Origin of the sequence: Agromyces sp. CCNWLW203, assembly GCF_036576125.1 — a bacterium.
Lineage (GTDB): Bacteria > Actinomycetota > Actinomycetes > Actinomycetales > Microbacteriaceae > Agromyces.
The window spans coordinates 180,954-200,375 of the sequence record NZ_JAZHYX010000006.1 but is presented as its reverse complement, the minus strand read 5'-3'; the positions used below and the strand labels follow the sequence as shown (position 1 = coordinate 200,375).

Below are 19,422 nucleotides of genomic sequence, written 5' to 3'. Positions count from 1 at the left end.
GGGTTCGTGACCGGATCGCCTCTCACGGCTCTCCGGCCGAAGCACCCGAGTCCCCGATCGCTTCCCGGCCTCGCCGAAGCGTTCGGATTCGCCGTGCTCGGCGAGATCGACGGTCTCGAGGTGACCGGTGCCGGCCTCTCCTCGAAGAGCGTCGCGCCCGGCGACCTCTACGTCGGAGTGCCGGGGCGCAACGCCCACGGCGCCGACTTCGCAGCCGCCGCTCGGGAGGCGGGCGCCGTCGCGCTGCTGACCGACGCCGCGGGCGCCGAGCGCGCGGCCGATGCCGGCCTGCCGATCCTCGTGGCCGACGACGTGCGCGCCGCGCTCGGCGACGTCGCGGCCTGGATCCACGGCACGGCCGAGAACCCCGCGACGATGTTCGCGGTCACCGGCACGAACGGCAAGACGAGCGTCGTGTACCTGCTCTACGGCATCCTCCGCCAGCTCGGCGTCGTCGCGGGGCTCACCTCGACCGCCGAGCGCCGCATCGGCGACGAAGCCGTCACGAGCTCGCTGACGACCCCCGAGGCGAGCGAGTTGCACGCGCTCCTGGCCCGCATGCGCGAGGTCGACGTGCGCGCCGTCGGCATCGAGGTCTCGGCCCAGGCGCTCTCGCGCCACCGCGTCGACGGCCTCGTCTTCGACGTCGTCGGGTTCACGAACCTCACGCACGACCACCTCGACGACTACGCCTCGATGGACGAGTACTTCGAGGCCAAGCGCGACCTGTTCCAGCCCGAGCGCGCCCGTCGCGGCGTCGTCACGGTCGACTCCGAGTGGGGCCGTCGCCTCCTCGCCGAGTCGGGCATCCCGGTGACGACGCTCACCTCGGTCGGCGGTGTCGACGCCGACTGGCGCATCACCGTTCTCGACGAGGGTGCCGACCACACCTCGTTCGTGCTCGACGGCCCCGACGGCCGTCGTCTCGAGACCCAGGTGCCGCTCCTCGGGTGGTACATGGCCGCGAACGCCGCACTCGCGATCGTCATGCTCGTCGAGGCCGGCTACGACCTCGATCGCATCACCGAGGCGCTCGAGCGCGACGGCGGCGTCGACGCCTACATCCCCGGCCGGGCCGAGCGCATCTCGGGCGACCGCGGTCCGGTCGTCTACATCGACTACGGGCACAGCCCCGACGCGTTCCTGCAGACGCTCGGCGCGATTCGTCGAGCGACCGACGGCCGGGTCGTCATGGTCTTCGGCGCCGACGGCGACCGCGACACCACGAAGCGCGCCGAGATGGGCGCGATCGCCGCTCGAGGGGCCGACGTGGTCGTCGTCACCGACTTCCACCCGCGCTTCGAAGACCCGGCCGCGATCCGCGCCGCGCTGATCGCCGGTGCGCGGGCAGCCGTGCCCGACCGCGAGATCCATGAGATCGCCGATCCCCGCGACGCCTTCCGCGCCGCGCTCGCCCTCGCCGGCGAAGGCGACGCGATCCTCTACGCCGGCCCCGGTCACGAGGACTACCACGAGGTGAAGGGCGTCAAGATCCCGTATTCCGCCAGAGACGACTCCCGGCAGGCGCTGCGCGACGCGGGGTGGCTCGCATGATCGCCCTGACGCTGGCCGAGATCGCCTCGGCCGTCAACGGCGTGCTCCGGCTGGGCGCCACCGAGGCGACCTCCGACACCGTCGTCGACGGCGTCGTGACGACCGATTCGCGTGAGATCGAAGCCGGCGGCGTCTTCGTCGCCAAGCGCGGCGAGTTCGACGACGGCCACCGCTTCGCGCCCACTGCCGCCGAGCAGGGCGCCGCATTGCTGATCGTCGAGCACGCCCTCGACCTGCCCGTTCCCCAGATCGTCGTCGCCGACTCGGTCGACGCCCTCGGCGCCCTCGCGACGGAGGTCGTGCGCCGCGTGCGCGCCCTCGGCCGGCTCCGCATCGTCGGCGTCACGGGCTCCAACGGCAAGACGACCACGAAGAACCTCCTCCGCGCCGTGCTCGAGCGGGTCGGCCCGACCGTCGCCGCCCGTGCCTCGTTCAACAACGAGGTCGGCGCGCCGATCACGATGCTCGAGCTCACGAACGAGACCGAGTTCCTCGTCGCCGAGATGGGCGCCTCGGGCGTCGGCGAGATCGCGCGCCTCGTGCGCATGGCTCGGCCCGACGTCGGCATCGTGCTGAAGGTGGGCCTCGCGCACGCCGGCGAGTTCGGCGGCATCGAGCAGACGGTGCTGGCGAAGTCCGAGATGGTCACAGACCTGCTCGAGACGGATGTCGCGGTGCTGAACGCCGACGACCCGCGCGTGGTACCCATGGCCGGCCTGACCGCGGCTCGCGTCGTCTGGTTCGGCTTCGGCGATTCCGCCGAGGTGCGCGCCACCGACATCAGGGCGCACGCGCGCGGCACCGACTTCACCGTGACGATCCCCGGGGGCGAGACCGCGAACGTGCGGTTCTCGGTGCTGGGGGAGCATCACGTCATGAACGCACTCGCGGCCATCGCGGCATCCGTCGAACTCGGCGTACCGCTCGCCTCGATCGTCGCCGCCCTCGAGCAGGTGACCCTCGCCGAGCGCTGGCGCATGCAGGTCATGGGCGGCCGGGACGGCGTCACCATCATCAACGACGCGTACAACGCGAGCCCCGACTCGATGTCGGCCGCGCTGAAGACGCTCGCGCAGGTGAGGAACCCCGAGGCCCGCACGATCGCGGTACTCGGCGAGATGAGCGAGCTCGGCGAGTTCTCGGGCGAGGAGCACGATCGCATCGGCTTGCTCGCTGTGCGCCTCGGCATCTCGCAGCTCGTCGTCGTCGGTGCCGGCGCACGGCGCCTGCACATCACGGCGATCAACGAGGGCTCGTGGGACGGCGAATCCGCCTTCGTCGAGTCCGCCGACGAGGCGTTCGACCTCGTCACGTCGTCGGTGCGCCCCGGTGACACGGTATTGGTGAAATCGTCGAATTCGGCGGGTCTGCGCCTGTTGGGCGATCGACTGGGAGAATGGTTCGCATGAGCGGCGCGGCAGCATTGATGATCCGACTCGGAGGATGGTTCGCGTGAGAGCACTGCTGACCGCTGGGGCGTTGTCGCTCGCCTTCACGCTGTTTCTGACCCCGCTGTTCATCCGGCTGTTCACACGGCTCGGCTGGGGGCAGTTCATCCGCGACGACGGGCCGCAGAGCCACCACGTCAAGCGCGGCACGCCCACCATGGGCGGCATCATCTTCATCCTCGGCACCCTGTTCGGGTACTTCGTCGCGACGCTCCTCGTGAGCGACGAGAAGCCGACGGCGTCGGGCCTGCTCGTGTTGTTCATGATGGTCGGCCTCGGGGTCGTCGGCTTCATCGACGACTTCCTGAAGACGCGCAAGAAGCAGAGTCTCGGGCTCGGCGGCTGGGCGAAGGTCGCCGGGCAGGTGATCATCGCCGGCGCGTTCGCACTGCTCGCGATCCAGTGGCCGAACGATCGCGGGGTCACTCCCGCCGACACGAAGATCTCGTTCATCAGAGATCTGCCGCTCGACTTCATGGTGTTCGGCACGATCGTCGGCGTGATCCTCTACGTCATCTGGATCTGCCTCCTCGCGGTCGGCACCTCGAACGCGGTCAACGTCACCGACGGGCTCGACGGACTCGCCGGCGGCGCCTCGATCCTCGCGATCGGCTCGTTCGTCATCATCGGCTTCTGGCAGTTCAACCAGGCGTGCGGCTCTCCCGGCCTGAACCCCGACGACCAGTACCGCTGCTACGACGTGCGCGACCCGCTCGACATCGCGATCGTGGCGACCGCGATCGTCGGCGGCCTCATCGGCTTCCTGTGGTGGAACACCAACCCGGCGAAGATCTACATGGGCGACACCGGCTCGCTCGCCCTCGGCGGAGCTCTCGCAGCCCTCGCGATCGTCAGCCGCACCGAACTGCTGTTGATCCTCATCGGCGGCCTGTTCGTGATCGAGACCGGTTCGGTCATCGTGCAGCGCGCCTACTTCAAGCTCACGCACGGCAAGCGCATCTTCCTGATGAGTCCGATCCACCACCACTTCGAGCTGAAGGGCTGGGCCGAGGTCACGATCGTCGTGCGCTTCTGGATCATCGGCGGCCTGCTCGTTGCGGCCGGCGTCGGGGCGTTCTACTTCGAGTGGCTGCAGAGCTGATGACGGATGCCGCTTCACCTCTCGCCGATCGCCTCGATGCGCTGACCAGCTGGAACGCCGACTGGCGCGGCCTCCGCGTCGTCGTCATGGGTCTCGGCGTCACGGGGTTCGCCGTCGCCGACACCCTGACGGAACTCGGTGCATCGGTGCTCGTCGTCGCACCAGAGGTCGACGACGACCGGGCGCGCATCCTCGAGGTCATCGGGGCCGGTCTGCTGCGTCATCCGCTCGATGCCGTGCCGGCAGAGGTCGTCGACTTCGCGCCCGAGCTCATCGTGGCCTCGCCCGGGTTCCACCCCGACCACCCCGTGCTCACCTGGGCGGCCGAGTCGTCGATCGCGGTCTGGGGCGACATCGAACTCGCGTGGCGCGTGCGCGACAAGGTCAACACCGCCGAGTGGATCCTCGTGACCGGCACGAACGGCAAGACCACGACCGTGCAGATGGCGGCGACGTTCCTCGCCGCGAACGGCCTGCGCGCGGCCCCGTGCGGCAACATCGGGGTGCCGGTGCTCGACGCGGTGCGCGACCCGGGCGGCTTCGACGTGCTCGTCGTGGAGCTCTCGAGCTACCAGCTGCACCATCTGCCGAAATCCGGTCCGGGCGCCGTGCACCCGTGGGCGAGCACCGTGCTGAACATCGCTGACGACCACCTCGACTGGCACGGCTCGTTCGAGGCGTACCGCGCCGCGAAGGCGACCGTCTACGAGAACACGAAGGTCGCGTGCGTGTTCAACCGCGCCGACGAGGCGACGCGCCGCATGGTGGAGGACGCCGAGGTCGAGGAGGGTGCCCGCGCCATCGGCTTCGGGCTGGACGTCCCGGGACCGAGCGACTTCGGCGTGGTCGAGGGCATCCTCTGCGACCGCGCGTTCCTCGACGACCGGCGCTCCGCCGCACTCGAGATCATCACGCTCGACGAACTCGAACCTCGAGGTCTCGCCGCCCCCCACGTGGTGGCGAACATCCTCGCGGCCTCCGCCCTCGCGCGCTCGTTCGGCGTGCCGGTCGGCGTGATCCACGACGCCCTCGGCACCTTCCGTCTCGACGCGCACCGCATCGAGACGGTGGCGGTCTCCGGCGGCATCCGCTGGGTCGACGACTCGAAGGCGACGAATCCGCACGCGGCCGAGGCGTCGCTGCGGGCGTTCGGAACGGTCGTCTGGATCGTGGGCGGGCTCCTGAAGGGCGTCGACGCCGATGCGCTCGTCGCCGCGCACGTCGCACGCCTCCGCGCCGCGATCGTGATCGGCGTCGATCGGGCCGCGCTCGTCGCGGCGTTCCGCCGACACGCGCCCGAGCTGCCGCTCTTCGAAGTGGTCACGGATGACACTGAGACGGTGATGCCCGACGCGGTCGCACTGGCCGCGGCGGTCGCTGAAGAGGGCGACACCGTACTCCTCGCGCCCGCTGCGGCGTCGATGGACCAGTTCGCCGACTACGGCGATCGCGGACGGCGGTTCCACGACGCAGTCGGATCGATGCTGGGAGGTGAGGCGGATGGCGACCCCGCCCCGCGCGAACCGCTCCCCGGAGCCTGAGCGCACCGGCGTCTCCGCCTCCAGGATCCGCCTCGGTCGCGTCTTCCGCGTCGAGTCGGCCGACTACTTCCTGCTGCTCGGTACGACCCTCTTCCTCGTCGTCTTCGGTCTCGTGATGGTGCTCTCCGCCTCCGTCGTGCAATCGCACCTCGAAGACGAGAGCTTCTTCGCGCAGGCGCTCCGGCAGGGGCTCTTCGCAGTCTTCGGCATCCCGATCATGCTCATCGCGAGCCGCATGCCCGAGAAGTTCTGGATGCGGCTCGCCTGGCCGACGCTCATCGTCGCCTGCGCACTGCAGCTGCTCGTGGTCGCGACGCCGCTCGGCATCGAGGTCGGCGGCAACACGAACTGGATCCAGCTCGGGCCGCTGCAGTTCCAGCCGTCCGAGCTCATCAAGGTGGCGCTCGTGATGTGGCTCGGGCTCATCGTCACGAAGAAGGAGGCGCTGCTCGGCGACTTCGTGCACGGCATCCTGCCGATCGTGCTCGTGGGCGGCGGTGCGATCGGCCTCGTGCTGCTCGGCGGCGACCTCGGCACGGTCATGGTCATGGGCGCGATGCTGCTCGGCGCGCTGTTCCTCATCGGCGTGCGGCTGCGGCTCCTCCTGCCGCCGATCTTCGCCGCCATCATCGTCTTCGTGCTCGTCGCGGTCTCGAGCGAGAGCCGCATGGAGCGCATCACCTCGTTCCTCGACGCCAACTGCGAGAGCGGCGGCACGGGCGACGCCATGAGCGGCTGCTGGCAGATCCAGCACGGTTCGTTCGCCCTCGCGAACGGCGGCGTGTTCGGCGTCGGGCTCGGCAACTCGGCGGCCAAGTGGTCGTGGCTGCCCGCCGCCGACAACGACTTCATCTTCGCGATCATCGGGGAGGAGCTCGGCCTGATCGGCGCGATCGTGGTCATCGCGATGTTCGTGATGCTCGCCATCGCGCTGGGGCGGGTGCTCCGCGGAGCGCGCACCCAGTTCGGCCGCGCGGCATCCGCTGCGGTGCTCGTGTGGATCATCGGCCAGGCGTGTGTCAATATCGGTGTCGTGCTCGGCGTCTTCCCCATTCTCGGCGTGCCGTTGCCGCTCGTCTCCGCGGGTGGCACGGCGCTGCTCACCACGCTCTTCGCGATCGGCATCGTGCTGTCGGTCGCACGCGACCCCGAGGCGCCGGCGCGCGCAGCAGCCCGTGCCGCCGCCCGCAAGAGCGGCCGGCCCTCGACCTCGCGGACCGCGCGATGACGACGTACCTCCTCGCCGGCGGGGGCACCGCCGGCCACGTGAACCCGCTGCTCGCGGTCGCCGATCGACTGCGCGAACGCGACCCCGAGGCGACCGTGCTCGTGCTCGGCACTGCCGAGGGCCTCGAGGCGCGGCTCGTGCCCGCTCGCGGCTACGAGCTCCTGACGATCGCGAAGGTGCCGTTCCCTCGTCGCCCGAACCGGGCCGCCGTGGCGTTCCCGGCGCGGTTCCGGCAGTCGATCGCCGCGGTGCGCCGCATCATCGACGAGCGCAGCGTCGACGTCGTCGTGGGCTTCGGCGGCTACGTCTCGACACCGGCCTACCTCGCCGCGCGACGCGCCGGCGTTCCGGTCGCGATCCACGAGGCGAACGCCCGCCCCGGTCTCGCGAACCGGCTCGGAGCGCGCTTCGCCGCGACGGTGGGCATCGCGTTCGAGGGCACACCGCTACCCGGCGCGCGACTCGTGGGCATGCCGCTCCGTCGCGAGATCGAGACGCTCGACCCGGCCGCCCTTCGGGTCGAGGCCGCGGCCCACTTCGGCCTCGACGCATCGCGACCCGTGCTGCTCGCCACCGGCGGTTCACTCGGTGCCCGGCGCATCAACCGCACGATGGTCGACTCGGCCGCCGCGATCACCGCGATCGGCTGGCAGGTGCTGCACGTCACCGGTGCGAAGTCCGAGGTCGTCGCCCCGGGCGTCGCCGGCTACCGCATGGTCGAGTACGCCGACCGCATGGACCTCGCCCTGGCTCTCGCCGACGCCGCCGTCTCCCGTGCCGGCGCCGCGACGGTCTGCGAACTCTCGGCGCTCGGGATCCCCGCCGTCTTCGTGCCGTACCCGGTCGGCAACGGCGAGCAGCGGTTCAACGCCGCGGGCGTGGTCGCCGCGGGGGGCGCGGTGCTCGTCGACGATGCCGACTTCGTGCCCGAATGGGTCGACGCGAGCCTGCTGCCGATGCTCGCCGACGCCGAGCGACTCCGGGCGATGGCGACGGCCGCCGCGACAGCCGGCTTCCGCGACGGCACCGACCGCATGGTCGCCCTCGTCGACGAGGCGCTCGGCGAGCCAGGCGGCACCACCCCGCAAGGCGCGTAACGTTGAGTGAGCGGATGCCGCGGCAGCCGCTCGCTCGAAACCGGCGCCTCGGCGCCTCGCACCAGTCCGCACTCGACCGCAGCCAGGAAGAATCGCAGCAACCGTGACGATCAAGCCCGACCTCTCCGCCCAGATCCCCGCCGAACTCGGCGCCGTGCACTTCGTCGGCATCGGGGGATCCGGCATGAGCGGCATCGCCCGCCTGATGCTCGGCGACGGCCACCGCGTCACCGGATCCGACGTCCGCGACTCCGCCAACATCGCCGCCCTTCGCGAACTCGGTGCCGAGATCGCGATCGGCCACGACGCCGCGAACCTCGGCGATGACATCGACACGGTCGTCGTGACCGGTGCGCTCTGGGAGGACAACCCCGAGTACCGCCTCGCGCTCGAGCGCGGCCTGCCGGTGCTGCACCGCTCGCTCGCCCTCGCTGCGCTCATCGCCGGCCGACGCCTCGTCTCGGTCGCCGGCGCCCACGGCAAGACCACGTCGACCGGCATGATCGTCACCGGCCTCCTCGCCCTCGGCGAAGACCCGAACTTCGTCAACGGCGGCGTCATCGAGGGGCTCGGCGTCTCGTCGGCCGCGGGCGCCGGCGAACTGTTCGTCGTCGAGGCCGACGAGTCCGACGGCTCCTTCCTGCTCTACGACACCTCGGTCGCGCTCATCACGAACGTCGACCCCGACCACCTCGACCACTACGGCTCGCGCGACGCGTTCGAGCAGGCGTTCGTCTCGTTCGGCGACGGTGCACGCGAGCTCGTCGTCGTCTCGTCCGACGACGCGGGCGCCAAGCGCGTCACCGAGCGGCTCTCGCACGAGCGCGTCGTCACCTTCGGCCAGGCAGCGGATGCCACGGTGCGCGTGCACTCGGTCGAGACCGACGGCCCCGTCTCCTTCGCCGTCGACTACGCCGGCGCGACCTACCGGGCCACCCTGCTGATCCCCGGGCTGCACAACGCGATCAATGCGGCGGGGGCCTTCGCGGTGCTCGTCGGCCTCGGCTTCGACCCCGAGGCATCCCTCGCCGGAATCGCGCGATTCGCGGGCACCGGCCGCCGCTTCGAACTGCACGGCACGGTCGGCGGCGTGAGCGTCTACGACGACTACGCGCACCACCCCACCGAGGTCGCCGCCGCGCTGGCCGCGGCACGCACGGTGGTCGGCGAGGGCCGCATCATCGCCGTGCACCAGCCGCACACGTACAGCCGCACGCAGACCTTCGCCAAGGAGTTCGCCGAGGTGCTCGAGCAGTACGCCGACGAGACCGTCGTGCTCGACGTGTACGGCGCGCGCGAAGACCCCGTGCCAGGGGTGACCGGCGCGCTCGTGAGCGAGCGCTTCGCCGACCCGGCGCACGTCGCCTTCGAGCCCGACTGGCAGCGGGCCGCCGACTACGCGGCCCGCATCGCCCGCGACGGCGACTTCGTGATCACGCTCGGCTGCGGCGACGTCTACCGCATCGTGCCCCAGCTGCTCGGTTCGCTCGAGCGCGAGCGCGGATGACGCCGGAGCCCGCGTGAAACGGCCTCAGGGGTTCGACGGACCGGCGCAGCGCGCGCCACGTGCGCCTCGTCCGGCCGCAGACGAGGCGCGGTCGCCCGAGGTTCGTTCGACTCGCTCGGCCGGTTCCGACGTGCGGCCGCCCGACCGGCGCGCCGCCGTCGCCGACGAGGTCTCCACGGAGCCGATCGCGATCGTCGCCGCGCCGCTGCAGAGCCCGCTCGACACGGGTATCTCGTCGGAGAAGGCCGACGACGCGGCGGCGAACCCGGAGACCCCGGCCGCTCCGAAGAGCGCGAGAGCTGCCCGACGCGAACTCGCCGCGGCGAGCCGGGAGCGCCGCAGGTACGAACGCCAGGAGGTGCGGCGGTTCACGAAGCGCTCGCGGCGACGGCGGATCGTGTGGTCGGTCGTGCTGGGTTCGATCGTCGCGCTCGTCGTCGTGGTCGCCGTCGGCGCGTATTCGCCGCTCATGGCGCTCCGCGAGGTCAGGGTCGAGGGTGCCTCGCGGATCCCGGCCGCAGAGGTGCAGGCCGCGTTCGACGACACGCTCGGCACGCCCCTGCCGCTCATTGCGCGCGCCGACGTGCTCGCGGCGCTGTCGGCGTTCCCGCTCATCGAGACCTATTCGACCGAGACGATCCCGCCGGGCACGCTCGTCGTGCGCATCGTCGAGCGGGTGCCCGTCGGCGTCGTCGACACGGGGTCGGGACTCGAGCTCGTCGACGCCGCCGGCGTCGTGATCGAGCGCCCCGAGGAGCGCCCGGAGGGGCAGCCGCTGATCGTCACCGACGGCGTCGCGGGCGAGGGATTCAGGGCGGCGGCCGCCGTGATCCGGAGCCTGCCCGCCGAAGTGCGGGGGCAGCTCATCGGGGCATCCGCCGAGACCGCGGACGACGTGCGGCTCGAGCTGTCGAGCGGGGCGACCGTCGTCTGGGGGAGTGCCGAGGAGTCGGCCGCGAAGGCGGCCGTGCTCGCGCGGCTCATGGCCGCTGCGCCGCCAGACACGGTCGGCGAGTACGACGTCTCGTCGCCGGCGAGCGCCGTCACGCGGTAGCCCGAGCATCGAATCAGGTCGGATCCCCGCCGATCCGCCGGGCGGTTCGCGACACGCGGGCGCGCCTTTCACGGCAGAGGCCGCCGGGAGCCTACCGTCATCACAGGAATTGCATACTCAGCAAAACTTTAACCTTCGACTAGAGGTTCAGGGTTCAGAGTTCGCACGGAAGGCCGGTCATGTCGACAAACCAGAACTACCTCGCTGTCATCAAGGTCGTCGGGATCGGCGGCGGCGGTGTCAACGCCGTCAATCGCATGATCGAACTCGGGCTCCGCGGAGTCGAGTTCATCGCGATCAACACCGATGCGCAGGCGCTGCTCATGTCGGACGCCGACGTGAAGCTCGACGTGGGGCGCGACCTCACCCGCGGCCTCGGCGCCGGTGCGGACCCCGAGGTCGGCCGCCGTGCCGCCGAGGATCACGCCGAGGAGATCGAGGAGGCGCTCGCGGGTGCCGACATGGTCTTCGTCACCGCCGGCGAGGGCGGCGGTACGGGCACCGGCGGTGCTCCCGTGGTCGCCCGCATCGCGAAGTCGATCGGCGCGCTCACCATCGGTGTCGTCACGAAGCCGTTCGGCTTCGAGGGCAAGCGTCGCCAGACCCAGGCCGAGCAGGGCGTCGCCCGCCTGAAGGAAGAGGTCGACACCCTCATCGTGGTGCCGAACGACCGCCTGCTCGAGATCAGCGACCGCGGCATCTCGATGCTCGAGGCGTTCGCCACGGCCGATCAGGTGCTGCTCGCCGGTGTGCAGGGCATCACCGACCTGATCACCACGCCCGGCCTCATCAACCTTGACTTCGCCGACGTGAAGTCCGTCATGCAGGGCGCGGGCTCCGCACTCATGGGCATCGGCTCCTCGCGGGGGGCCGATCGCGCGATCAAGGCGGCCGAGCTCGCCGTCGCGAGTCCGTTGCTCGAGGCCTCGATCGACGGCGCCCACGGCGTGCTGCTCTCGATCCAGGGCGGGTCGAACCTCGGCATCTTCGAGATCAACGACGCCGCCAGACTCGTGCAGGAGGCCGTGCACCCCGAGGCGAACATCATCTTCGGCGCCGTCATCGACGACACCCTCGGCGACGAGGTGCGCGTCACGGTCATCGCCGCCGGCTTCGACGGCGGCGAGCCGGGCGCGAAGCCCGTCGAGGCGCGTCGCACGAACTTCGTGCCCGCCGCCGTCGGTGCAGCGGTCGGCGCCGGCAGCGGCGTGATCTCGAGCGAGGCGGCCGACGTCATCGCCGAGATCGACATCGACGAGCTCGTCGAGACGGCGAACTGGGGCGAGGTCGAGTCGGCGACGGCCGACCAGATCGTCTCGGACCCCGCGTTCGACGCCGACGACGACGACCTCGACATCCCCGACTTCCTGAAGTGAGCGACGCGACGCCGGCCGCCGACTCGCTGGCCGGGCGCCTCGCCGAGGTGACCGGTCGGGTGTCGGATGCCGCGCGCGACGCGGGTCGCGACCCTGCCGAGATCACGACGATCGTCGTCACGAAGTTCCACCCGGCGGCCCTCGTGGCTGAGCTGGCCGAGCTCGGGGTGCGCGACGTGGGCGAGAACCGGCACCAGGAGGCGCAGGCGAAGGCTGCCGAGCTCGCGGGCCTCGACCTGCGCTGGCACTTCGTCGGCCAGCTGCAGAGCAAGAAGGCGAGGCAGGCGCGCGCCTACGCCTCGGCGATCCACTCGGTCGACCGTGAGGCGCTCGTCGATGCGCTGCGTTCCGACGAGGCATCCGTCGACTGCTTCGTGCAGGTGAACCTCACCGACGATCCCGGTCGCGGCGGCGTCGCGCCCGACCGGCTCGAGGCGCTCGTCGAGCGCGTGCTCGAGACGCCGGGGCTGCGCCTGCGCGGCCTCATGGCGGTCGCCCCGCTCGGCGAGCCCGCGAGACCGGCGTTCGCACGAGTGCGAGCGATGTCCGAGCGGGTGCAGAAGCTCGACCCGACCGCACGTGATCTGTCCATGGGGATGTCGCACGATTTTCGCGACGCGATCATGGAGGGTGCGACACACCTGAGAATCGGAACGGCAATCACCGGGAATCGGCCGGTCGCCGGTTAACCTCGAAGAGACGGAACACAGACGGAGGCAGCGATGTCGAACCCGCTCAAGAAGACGATGGTCTATCTCGGACTCGCCGATGAAGAGCTCGAAGAGGAGACCACGCAGGCCCACGCGCCCGCACCGGTGACCCCGGTCGCGAACGCGGCGCCCGCACCGAGGGCTGGTGCATCGGTCACGCCGCTGCGCAAGAACCATGTCCAACCGACACCACCGCAGGCGGAGATGAACGAGATCCTGACCGTCCACCCGCGTCAGTACCGTGACGCGCAGGTGATCGCCGAGTCGTTCCGTGAGGGCGTCCCCGTGATCATCAACCTCTCGCAGATGTCGGATGCCGACGCGCGTCGTCTCATCGACTTCGCGAGCGGCCTCTCGCAGGGCCTCTACGGGAAGATCGAGCGAGTGACGAGCAAGGTCTTCCTGCTCTCGCCCGCGCACGTGGTCGTCTCGGGGGAGACCGGCGAGAGTGAAGGCGACGTGGACGCGTCGTTCTTCACGCACGCGTAGCCCGTCGTGGGCGCGCTCCTCGTCGTCTGGAACATCCTCTACCTGCTGCTGCTCATCTACTTCTTCGTGATGTGGGGGCGGTTCGTACTGGATCTCGTGCGCACCTTCAACCGTTCGTGGCGCCCTCGCGGCGCCTGGTTGATCGTCGTCGAGGCCGTCTACAGCCTCACGGATCCGCCCGTGCGTTTCTTCCGGCGGCTCGTTCCGCCGATCCGCATCGGCCAGGTCGCACTGGATCTGGGGTGGAGTCTTGCCATGCTCGTCGTGATCGTGGCGATGACCGTAGTGTCGTTTCTGCAGCAGGCAGCGGCCATGCCCGGCTGATGATCTGCTGCGAGGCATGAGGTCGAGACGATCGGAACTCACGACTCCGAGGATGTCTTTGCTACCGTTAGCTGAACGTGATCGAACAGTTCGACAGATTTGAGGGTGGAAAGCCATGGCGCTAACTCCGGAAGATGTGGTCAACAAGCGCTTCCAGGCGACGAAGTTCCGGGAAGGCTACGACCAAGACGAGGTCGACGACTTCCTCGACGAGGTCGTGGTGGAGCTTCGTCGACTGAACGGGGAGAACGAGGAGCTGCGTCAGCGGCTGTCCGCGGCCGAGGCCCGCGCGTCGGAGGCCGCCAAGGCACCCGCCGCCGCTGCGCCGGCAGCTGCCGCGGTCTACACCGAGCCGGCGGCCCCGCCGCCCACGGTCGCGGTGCCGATGCAGCAGCAGCCCGTGTCGCAGCAGGCGGACTTCGACGAGCAGACCAGCACGACGAACCTCCTGCAGCTCGCTCGTCGCCTGCACGAGGAGCACGTCCGCGAGGGCGTCGAGAAGCGCGATGCGCTCATCGCCGAGGGCCACGCCACTGCGGCGCGCGTCGTCGCCGAGGCCGAGGCCAAGCAGCGTGCACAGATCGGCGTGCTCGACCAGGAGCGCGTCGCGCTCGAGAAGCGCGTCGACGAACTCCGCGTGTTCGAGCGCGACTACCGCGCGAAGCTGAAGAACTACATCGAGGGCCAGCTCCGTGAGCTCGACACCGCAGCACCGGTGCAGGTGACCGGCAACCAGGGCTTCTCGTCGCCGATGGGCGCATCGGGCCTGCCTGCCGAGCAGCCGGCTCCGACGTTCCAGGGCTTTGGAGGCTGAGCCGGCCGCGAAGGTCGGCTCCACCACCGCCCTCCTGGTCGTGGCCGGCGCCGCAATCGCGGCGTACGGCCTCGACCAGCTGAGCAAGTTCCTCGTCGTCGCGAACCTCACCGAGGGTGAGATCGTGCCGGTGCTCGGAACGCTCCTCCAGTGGCAGTTCGTGCGCAATCCCGGTGCGGCATTCTCGCTCGCGAGCGGCATGACCTGGATCTTCACGATCCTCGCGGCCGGCGTCATCACCTTCATCGTGTGGTTCGCACGTCGCATCCGCTCGATCGCCTGGGCCGTCGTCTTCGGGCTCCTGCTCGGCGGGGTGCTCGGCAACCTGACCGACCGGCTCTTCCGGGAGCCGTCGTTCGGACTCGGCCACGTCGTCGACTTCATCTCGACACCGTGGCTCATCCCGGCGATCTACAACATCGCCGACATCGCGATCGTGTCGAGCATGGTGCTCTTCATGATCCTCACGATTCGCGGCATCGGCCTCGACGGCTCGCGAGAGGTGCGGCCGGCGAAGCGCGATGCCGCCGATTCGGCGGAGCCCCAGACGGCGTCGTCCGAGACGCCTGCGGCTGCGGTCGAGGGCGACGTTCCTCCGCTCCGCGAAGCCGCGACCGGCGCCTGATGGAGCACCGTTCGTTCCCCGTTCCCGACGGTCTCGAGGGCGCGCGCGTCGACGCCGGCCTCGCGAAGCTGCTCGGGTTCTCGCGCACCCTTGCGGCCGACATCGCCTCGGCGGGCGGTGTCTCGCTCGACGGGGCATCCGTCGACAAGTCCGACCGACTCCGAGCCGGCGCCTGGCTCGAGGTGAGCTGGGAGGAACCGCGCGGCCTCACGATCGACCCGATCGCGGTGCCCGACCTCGGCATCATCCACGACGACGACGACCTCGTGGTCGTCGACAAGCCGGCCGGCGTCGCCGCACACCCGTCGGTGGGTTGGACCGGGCCGACCGTCGTCGGCGCGCTCGCGGCTGCGGGCTTCCGCATCTCGACGTCGGGTGCCTCGGAGCGCCAGGGCGTCGTGCATCGGCTCGACGCCGGCACGAGCGGCCTCATGGTCGTCGCCAAGTCGGAACGCGCCTACACCGAGCTCAAGCGCCAGTTCCACGACCGCGAGGTGGAGAAGATCTACCACACGGTCGTGCAGGGCCACCCCGACCCGCTCGCCGGCACCATCGACGCCCCGGTCGGCCGCCACCCGCGCTCCGAATGGAAGTTCGCGGTGACCGCCGAGGGCAAGCACGCCGTCACGCACTACGAGACGATCGAGGCGTTCCCCTACGCCTCGCTCCTCGAGGTGCATCTCGAGACCGGTCGCACGCACCAGATCCGAGTACACATGGCGGCGCAGCGGCATCCGTGCGCCGGTGACTCGATGTACGGAGCCGACCCGACCCTGTCGGCGAAGCTCGGCCTCGAGCGGCAGTGGCTCCACGCCAAGCAGCTCGCCTTCGCCCACCCGGCCGACAGCCGGTGGACGACGTTCGTGTCGGAGTATCCCGCCGACCTCGCGCACGCGCTCGACGTGCTCCGCGGCGACTGACGCAGAACGCTCGCGTGGCCGGGGCCGGGCGTCACCCGGTCGCCGTAGACTTTTCGAAGACCTCCGAAACACACTCGCCGTACCCGATGAGGAGCCCAGTGGCCACCGATTCCTTCGTCCACCTGCATGTGCACAGCGAGTACTCGATGCTCGACGGCGCGGCGAGGGTGGGGGAGCTCATCCAGGCCGCGAAGGGCGAGGGCATGCCCGCCGTCGCGATCACCGACCACGGCAACGTGTTCGGTGCATACGACTTCTGGAAGCAGGCGACCGACGCCGGCATCAAGCCGATCATCGGCACCGAGGCCTACATCACGCCCGGCACGGCTCGCGGTGACAAGACCCGCATCCGGTGGGGCAACGGCGGCGGCGACGACGTCTCGGGCTCGGGCGCCTACACGCACATGACGCTGCTGTCGGAGACGACCGAGGGCATGCACAACCTGTTCCGCCTCTCGAGCCGTGCTTCGATCGAAGGCTATTACTTCAAGCCGCGCATGGACCGCGAGCTGCTGTCGATGTACTCGAAGGGGCTCATCGCGACGACCGGCTGCCCGTCGGGCGAGGTGCAGACGCGCCTGCGGCTCGGCCAGTACGACGAGGCCGTGAAGGCGGCATCCGACTACCGCGACATCTTCGGCAAAGAGAACTACTTCGCCGAGATCATGGATCACGGGCTCGGCATCGAGCGCCGCATCATGGAGGACCTGCACCGGCTCGCGAAAGACCTCGCACTGCCGCTCGTCGCCACGAACGATCTGCACTACACGCACGCCGCCGATGCCAAGAGTCACGCCGCACTGCTCTGCGTGCAGTCGGGCTCGACGCTCGACGATCCCAACCGGTTCAAGTTCGATGCCGATGAGTTCTACCTGAAGACCGCCGCCGAGATGCGGCACGTGTTCCGCGACTACCCAGAGGCCTGCGACAACACCCTGCTCATCGCCGAGCGCGCCGACGTGAAGTTCAACACGAGCGCCAACTACATGCCCCGGTTCCCGGTGCCGGAGGGCGAGAGCGAAGACACCTGGTTCGTGAAGGAGGTCGATCGCGGCCTCGAGGTGCGCTACCCGAACGGCATCCCGGCCGACGTGCGCAAGCAGGCCGACTACGAGGTCGGCGTCATCCTGCAGATGGGCTTCCCGGGCTACTTCCTCGTCGTCGCCGACTTCATCAACTGGTCGAAGAACAACGGCATCCGGGTCGGCCCCGGTCGTGGCTCGGGCGCCGGCTCGATGGCTGCCTACGCCATGCGCATCACCGACCTCGACCCGCTGCAGCACGGACTCATCTTCGAGCGGTTCCTGAACCCCGACCGCGTCTCGATGCCCGACTTCGACGTCGACTTCGACGAGCGTCGTCGCGGCGAGGTCATCAGGTACGTGACCGAGAAGTACGGCGACGAGCGCGTCGCGCAGATCGTGACCTACGGCACGATCAAGGCGAAGCAGGCCCTCAAGGACTCGGGCCGCGTACTCGGCTTCCCGTTCTCGATGGGCGAGAAGCTCACGAAGGCCATGCCGCCGGCCGTGATGGGAAAAGACATCCCGCTCACGGGCATCTTCGACACGAAGCATCCGCGATACAAAGAGGCCTCCGACATCCGGGCCATCGTCGAGACCGACCCCGAGGCGAAGACCGTCTTCGAGACGGCCCTCGGCCTCGAGAACCTGAAGCGCCAGTGGGGCGTGCATGCGGCCGGCGTGATCATGTCGAGCGATCCGCTCGTCGACATCATCCCCATCATGAAGCGCGAGCAAGACGGACAGATCGTCACGCAGTTCGACTACCCGGCGTGCGAGTCCCTCGGCCTCATCAAGATGGACTTCCTGGGGCTGCGAAACCTCACGATCATCGACGACGCCCTCGACAACATCGAGGCAAACCGCGGCCACCGCCCGGTGCTCGAAGACCTCGCGCTCGACGACCAGGGCGCGTACGACCTGCTCGCGAGAGGCGACACGCTCGGCGTCTTCCAGCTCGACGGCGGGCCGATGCGATCGCTGCTGCGCCAGATGAAGCCCGACAACTTCGAAGACATCTCGGCCGTCATCGCGCTCTACCGCCCCGGCCCCATGGGTGCGAACTCGCACATCAACTACGCGCTGCGAAAGAACGGCCTGCAGGAGATCACGCCGATCCACCCCGAGTTCGCGGAGTCGCTCCGGGAGATTCTCGACACGAGCTACGGCCTGATCATCTATCAGGAGCAGGTCATGGCGATCGCGCAGAAGGTCGCCGGGTTCTCGCTCGGCCAGGCCGACATCCTGCGCCGCGCGATGGGCAAGAAGAAGAAGTCCGAGCTCGACAAGCAGTACGAGGGCTTCTCAGGGGGCATGAAGGCCAACGGCTATTCGGATGCCGCGATCCAGAAGCTCTGGGAGATCCTGCTGCCGTTCTCCGACTACGCGTTCAACAAGGCGCACTCGGCCGCCTACGGCGTGCTGAGCTACTGGACCGCGTACCTGAAGGCGCACTACCCGGCCGAGTACATGGCGGCGCTGCTCACGAGCGTCGGCGATGCGCGAGACAAGCTCGCGCTGTACCTCAACGAGTGCCGGCGCATGGGCATCCAGGTGCTGCCGCCCGACGTCAACGAGTCGATCGGCTACTTCGCCGCCGTCGGCGAAGACATCCGCTTCGGACTCGGCGCCGTGCGGAACGTCGGCTTCAACGTCGTCGACGCGATCCGCACCGCCCGCGAGCAGAAGGGCCGGTTCGAGTCCTTCCACGACTTCCTGAAGAAGTCGCCGCTGCCGGTCGCGAACAAGCGCACGGTCGAGTCGCTCGTGAAGGCGGGCGCGTTCGACTCGCTCGGTCACACGCGTCGCTCGCTCGTCGAGATCCACGAGGGCGCGGTCGAGTCGGTTGTGAAGGAGAAGCGGGCCGAGGAGGTCGGCGACTTCGGCTTCGACTTCGACAGCCTCTTCGACGACGACGAGCGGGATGCCGCGCCGTCGCTCGTGCCCGCGCGTCCCGAGTGGCCGAAGAAGCAGAAGCTGGCCTTCGAACGCGACATGCTGGGCCTCTACGTGTCGGAGCACCCGCTCGACGGGCTCGAGGTGCAGCTCGCGAAGCACGCGTCGACGTCGATCCTCGACCTCACCACCTCGGACTCGACGCAGGACGCCGACACCGTCACGGTCGCGGGTCTCGTCACGAGCGTGCAGCACCGCATCGCGAAGGCGTCGGGCAACCAGTACGGCATGATCACGGTCGAGGACTTCTCGGGCGAGATCACGGTGATGTTCATGGGCAAGGCGTACCAGGAGTTCGCGCCAGGCCTGCAGGCCGACTCGATCGTGGTCGTTCGCGGTCGGGTGAGCATGCGCGACGACGGCATGAACCTGCACGCCTACAGCGTGTTCACGCCCGAGATCGGCCAAGACGACGAGTCGGGCATCGTGAGGATCACGCTGCCCGACCAGCGGGCGACGCAGGAGACGACCGAGGCGCTCCGAGACGTGCTCGTTCGTCACCGCGGGGACACCGAGGTCAGGATCACGCTGACGAAGGGCCGCATCGGCCGCGTCTTCGAGGTCGGGCAGTACCCGGTCAAGGTCACGGCCGACCTCTACGGAGAGCTGAAGAGCCTGCTCGGCCCGAACTGCCTCGTGTGACGCCGGCGCGGTG

Annotated in this window: 16 protein-coding genes; all 16 read left to right on the top strand. The window is 69.7% G+C overall.

Annotation, left to right across the window (positions count from 1 at the left end):
* Nucleotides 1-6: 6 nt before the first annotated feature.
* The 16 genes from murE (at nucleotide 7) to dnaE (ending at nucleotide 19,409) form a co-directional block, all read left to right on the top strand.
* Nucleotides 7-1,554 (top strand): UDP-N-acetylmuramoyl-L-alanyl-D-glutamate--2,6-diaminopimelate ligase, encoded by a 1,548-nt coding sequence (murE, locus tag VPH61_RS14765; RefSeq protein ID WP_332064267.1) that lies wholly within the window; start codon nucleotides 7-9, stop codon nucleotides 1,552-1,554.
* Nucleotides 1,551-2,963, top strand: a complete 1,413-nt coding sequence (locus VPH61_RS14760; RefSeq protein ID WP_332064266.1) for a UDP-N-acetylmuramoyl-tripeptide--D-alanyl-D-alanine ligase — start codon at nucleotides 1,551-1,553, stop codon at nucleotides 2,961-2,963. The genes murE and VPH61_RS14760 overlap by 4 nt, the downstream gene beginning before the upstream one ends.
* A 43-nt stretch (nucleotides 2,964-3,006) precedes the next feature.
* Nucleotides 3,007-4,104 (top strand): phospho-N-acetylmuramoyl-pentapeptide-transferase, encoded by a 1,098-nt coding sequence (mraY, locus tag VPH61_RS14755; RefSeq protein ID WP_332064265.1) that lies wholly within the window; start codon nucleotides 3,007-3,009, stop codon nucleotides 4,102-4,104.
* Nucleotides 4,104-5,645 carry a UDP-N-acetylmuramoyl-L-alanine--D-glutamate ligase gene (gene murD / locus VPH61_RS14750; RefSeq protein WP_332064410.1) on the top strand — a complete coding sequence of 514 codons (1,542 nt, stop codon included), beginning with the start codon at nucleotides 4,104-4,106 and terminating at the stop codon, nucleotides 5,643-5,645. The genes mraY and murD overlap by 1 nt, the downstream gene beginning before the upstream one ends.
* A complete protein-coding gene (ftsW, locus tag VPH61_RS14745; RefSeq protein ID WP_332064264.1) occupies nucleotides 5,605-6,873 on the top strand; it encodes a putative lipid II flippase FtsW in 1,269 nt (422 codons plus the stop codon). Before murD ends, ftsW begins: the two co-directional genes overlap by 41 nt.
* On the top strand, nucleotides 6,870-7,970 hold the full coding sequence (gene murG, locus VPH61_RS14740; RefSeq protein ID WP_332064263.1) for an undecaprenyldiphospho-muramoylpentapeptide beta-N-acetylglucosaminyltransferase: 1,101 nt from the start codon (nucleotides 6,870-6,872) through the stop codon (nucleotides 7,968-7,970). Before ftsW ends, murG begins: the two co-directional genes overlap by 4 nt.
* A gap of 103 nt (nucleotides 7,971-8,073) precedes the next feature.
* Complete coding sequence (murC, locus tag VPH61_RS14735; RefSeq protein ID WP_332064262.1) at nucleotides 8,074-9,477, top strand: UDP-N-acetylmuramate--L-alanine ligase; 1,404 nt, start codon at nucleotides 8,074-8,076, stop codon at nucleotides 9,475-9,477.
* Nucleotides 9,478-9,607: 130 nt separating this feature from the next.
* The gene (locus tag VPH61_RS14730; protein WP_332064261.1) at nucleotides 9,608-10,531 is read left to right on the top strand and encodes an FtsQ-type POTRA domain-containing protein; all 924 of its coding nucleotides are present in this window, start codon (nucleotides 9,608-9,610) and stop codon (nucleotides 10,529-10,531) included.
* A 179-nt stretch (nucleotides 10,532-10,710) separates the two neighbouring features.
* Entirely contained in the window at nucleotides 10,711-11,907 is a 1,197-nt protein-coding gene (gene ftsZ, locus VPH61_RS14725; RefSeq protein WP_332064260.1) for a cell division protein FtsZ, read from the top strand.
* The gene (locus VPH61_RS14720) at nucleotides 11,904-12,596 is read left to right on the top strand and encodes a YggS family pyridoxal phosphate-dependent enzyme (RefSeq protein WP_332064259.1); all 693 of its coding nucleotides are present in this window, start codon (nucleotides 11,904-11,906) and stop codon (nucleotides 12,594-12,596) included. Before ftsZ ends, VPH61_RS14720 begins: the two co-directional genes overlap by 4 nt.
* Nucleotides 12,597-12,629: 33 nt before the next feature.
* The gene (locus VPH61_RS14715; protein WP_332064258.1) at nucleotides 12,630-13,106 is read left to right on the top strand and encodes a cell division protein SepF; all 477 of its coding nucleotides are present in this window, start codon (nucleotides 12,630-12,632) and stop codon (nucleotides 13,104-13,106) included.
* Between the two features lie 6 nt (nucleotides 13,107-13,112).
* Nucleotides 13,113-13,430: a YggT family protein gene (locus tag VPH61_RS14710; RefSeq protein ID WP_332064257.1), complete on the top strand. Its 318-nt coding sequence runs from the start codon at nucleotides 13,113-13,115 to the stop codon at nucleotides 13,428-13,430.
* 115 nt (nucleotides 13,431-13,545) lie between these two features.
* The gene (locus VPH61_RS14705) at nucleotides 13,546-14,244 is read left to right on the top strand and encodes a DivIVA domain-containing protein (RefSeq protein WP_332064256.1); all 699 of its coding nucleotides are present in this window, start codon (nucleotides 13,546-13,548) and stop codon (nucleotides 14,242-14,244) included.
* The gene (gene lspA, locus VPH61_RS14700; RefSeq protein WP_332064255.1) at nucleotides 14,234-14,869 is read left to right on the top strand and encodes a signal peptidase II; all 636 of its coding nucleotides are present in this window, start codon (nucleotides 14,234-14,236) and stop codon (nucleotides 14,867-14,869) included. Before VPH61_RS14705 ends, lspA begins: the two co-directional genes overlap by 11 nt.
* Nucleotides 14,869-15,789 carry an RluA family pseudouridine synthase gene (locus tag VPH61_RS14695; protein WP_332064254.1) on the top strand — a complete coding sequence of 307 codons (921 nt, stop codon included), beginning with the start codon at nucleotides 14,869-14,871 and terminating at the stop codon, nucleotides 15,787-15,789. Before lspA ends, VPH61_RS14695 begins: the two co-directional genes overlap by 1 nt.
* Nucleotides 15,790-15,875: 86 nt before the next feature.
* Nucleotides 15,876-19,409, top strand: coding sequence for a DNA polymerase III subunit alpha (gene dnaE, locus VPH61_RS14690; RefSeq protein ID WP_442879109.1), 3,534 nt, complete (start codon nucleotides 15,876-15,878; stop codon nucleotides 19,407-19,409).
* Nucleotides 19,410-19,422: the final 13 nt, after the last annotated feature.

Bases quoted from the DNA above. Each gene is read 5' to 3' on its own strand.
- dnaE (WP_442879109.1), top strand. From the start codon at position 15,876: ATGAGGAGCCCAGTGGCCACCGATTCCTTCGTCCACCTGCATGTGCAC.
- VPH61_RS14760 (WP_332064266.1), top strand. From the start codon at position 1,551: ATGATCGCCCTGACGCTGGCCGAGATCGCCTCGGCCGTCAACGGCGTG.
- VPH61_RS14695 (WP_332064254.1), top strand. From the start codon at position 14,869: ATGGAGCACCGTTCGTTCCCCGTTCCCGACGGTCTCGAGGGCGCGCGC.
- ftsW (WP_332064264.1), top strand. From the start codon at position 5,605: ATGGCGACCCCGCCCCGCGCGAACCGCTCCCCGGAGCCTGAGCGCACC.
- ftsZ (WP_332064260.1), top strand. From the start codon at position 10,711: ATGTCGACAAACCAGAACTACCTCGCTGTCATCAAGGTCGTCGGGATC.
- murD (WP_332064410.1), top strand. From the start codon at position 4,104: ATGACGGATGCCGCTTCACCTCTCGCCGATCGCCTCGATGCGCTGACC.
- murG (WP_332064263.1), top strand. From the start codon at position 6,870: ATGACGACGTACCTCCTCGCCGGCGGGGGCACCGCCGGCCACGTGAAC.
- VPH61_RS14715 (WP_332064258.1), top strand. From the start codon at position 12,630: ATGTCGAACCCGCTCAAGAAGACGATGGTCTATCTCGGACTCGCCGAT.
- VPH61_RS14705 (WP_332064256.1), top strand. From the start codon at position 13,546: ATGGCGCTAACTCCGGAAGATGTGGTCAACAAGCGCTTCCAGGCGACG.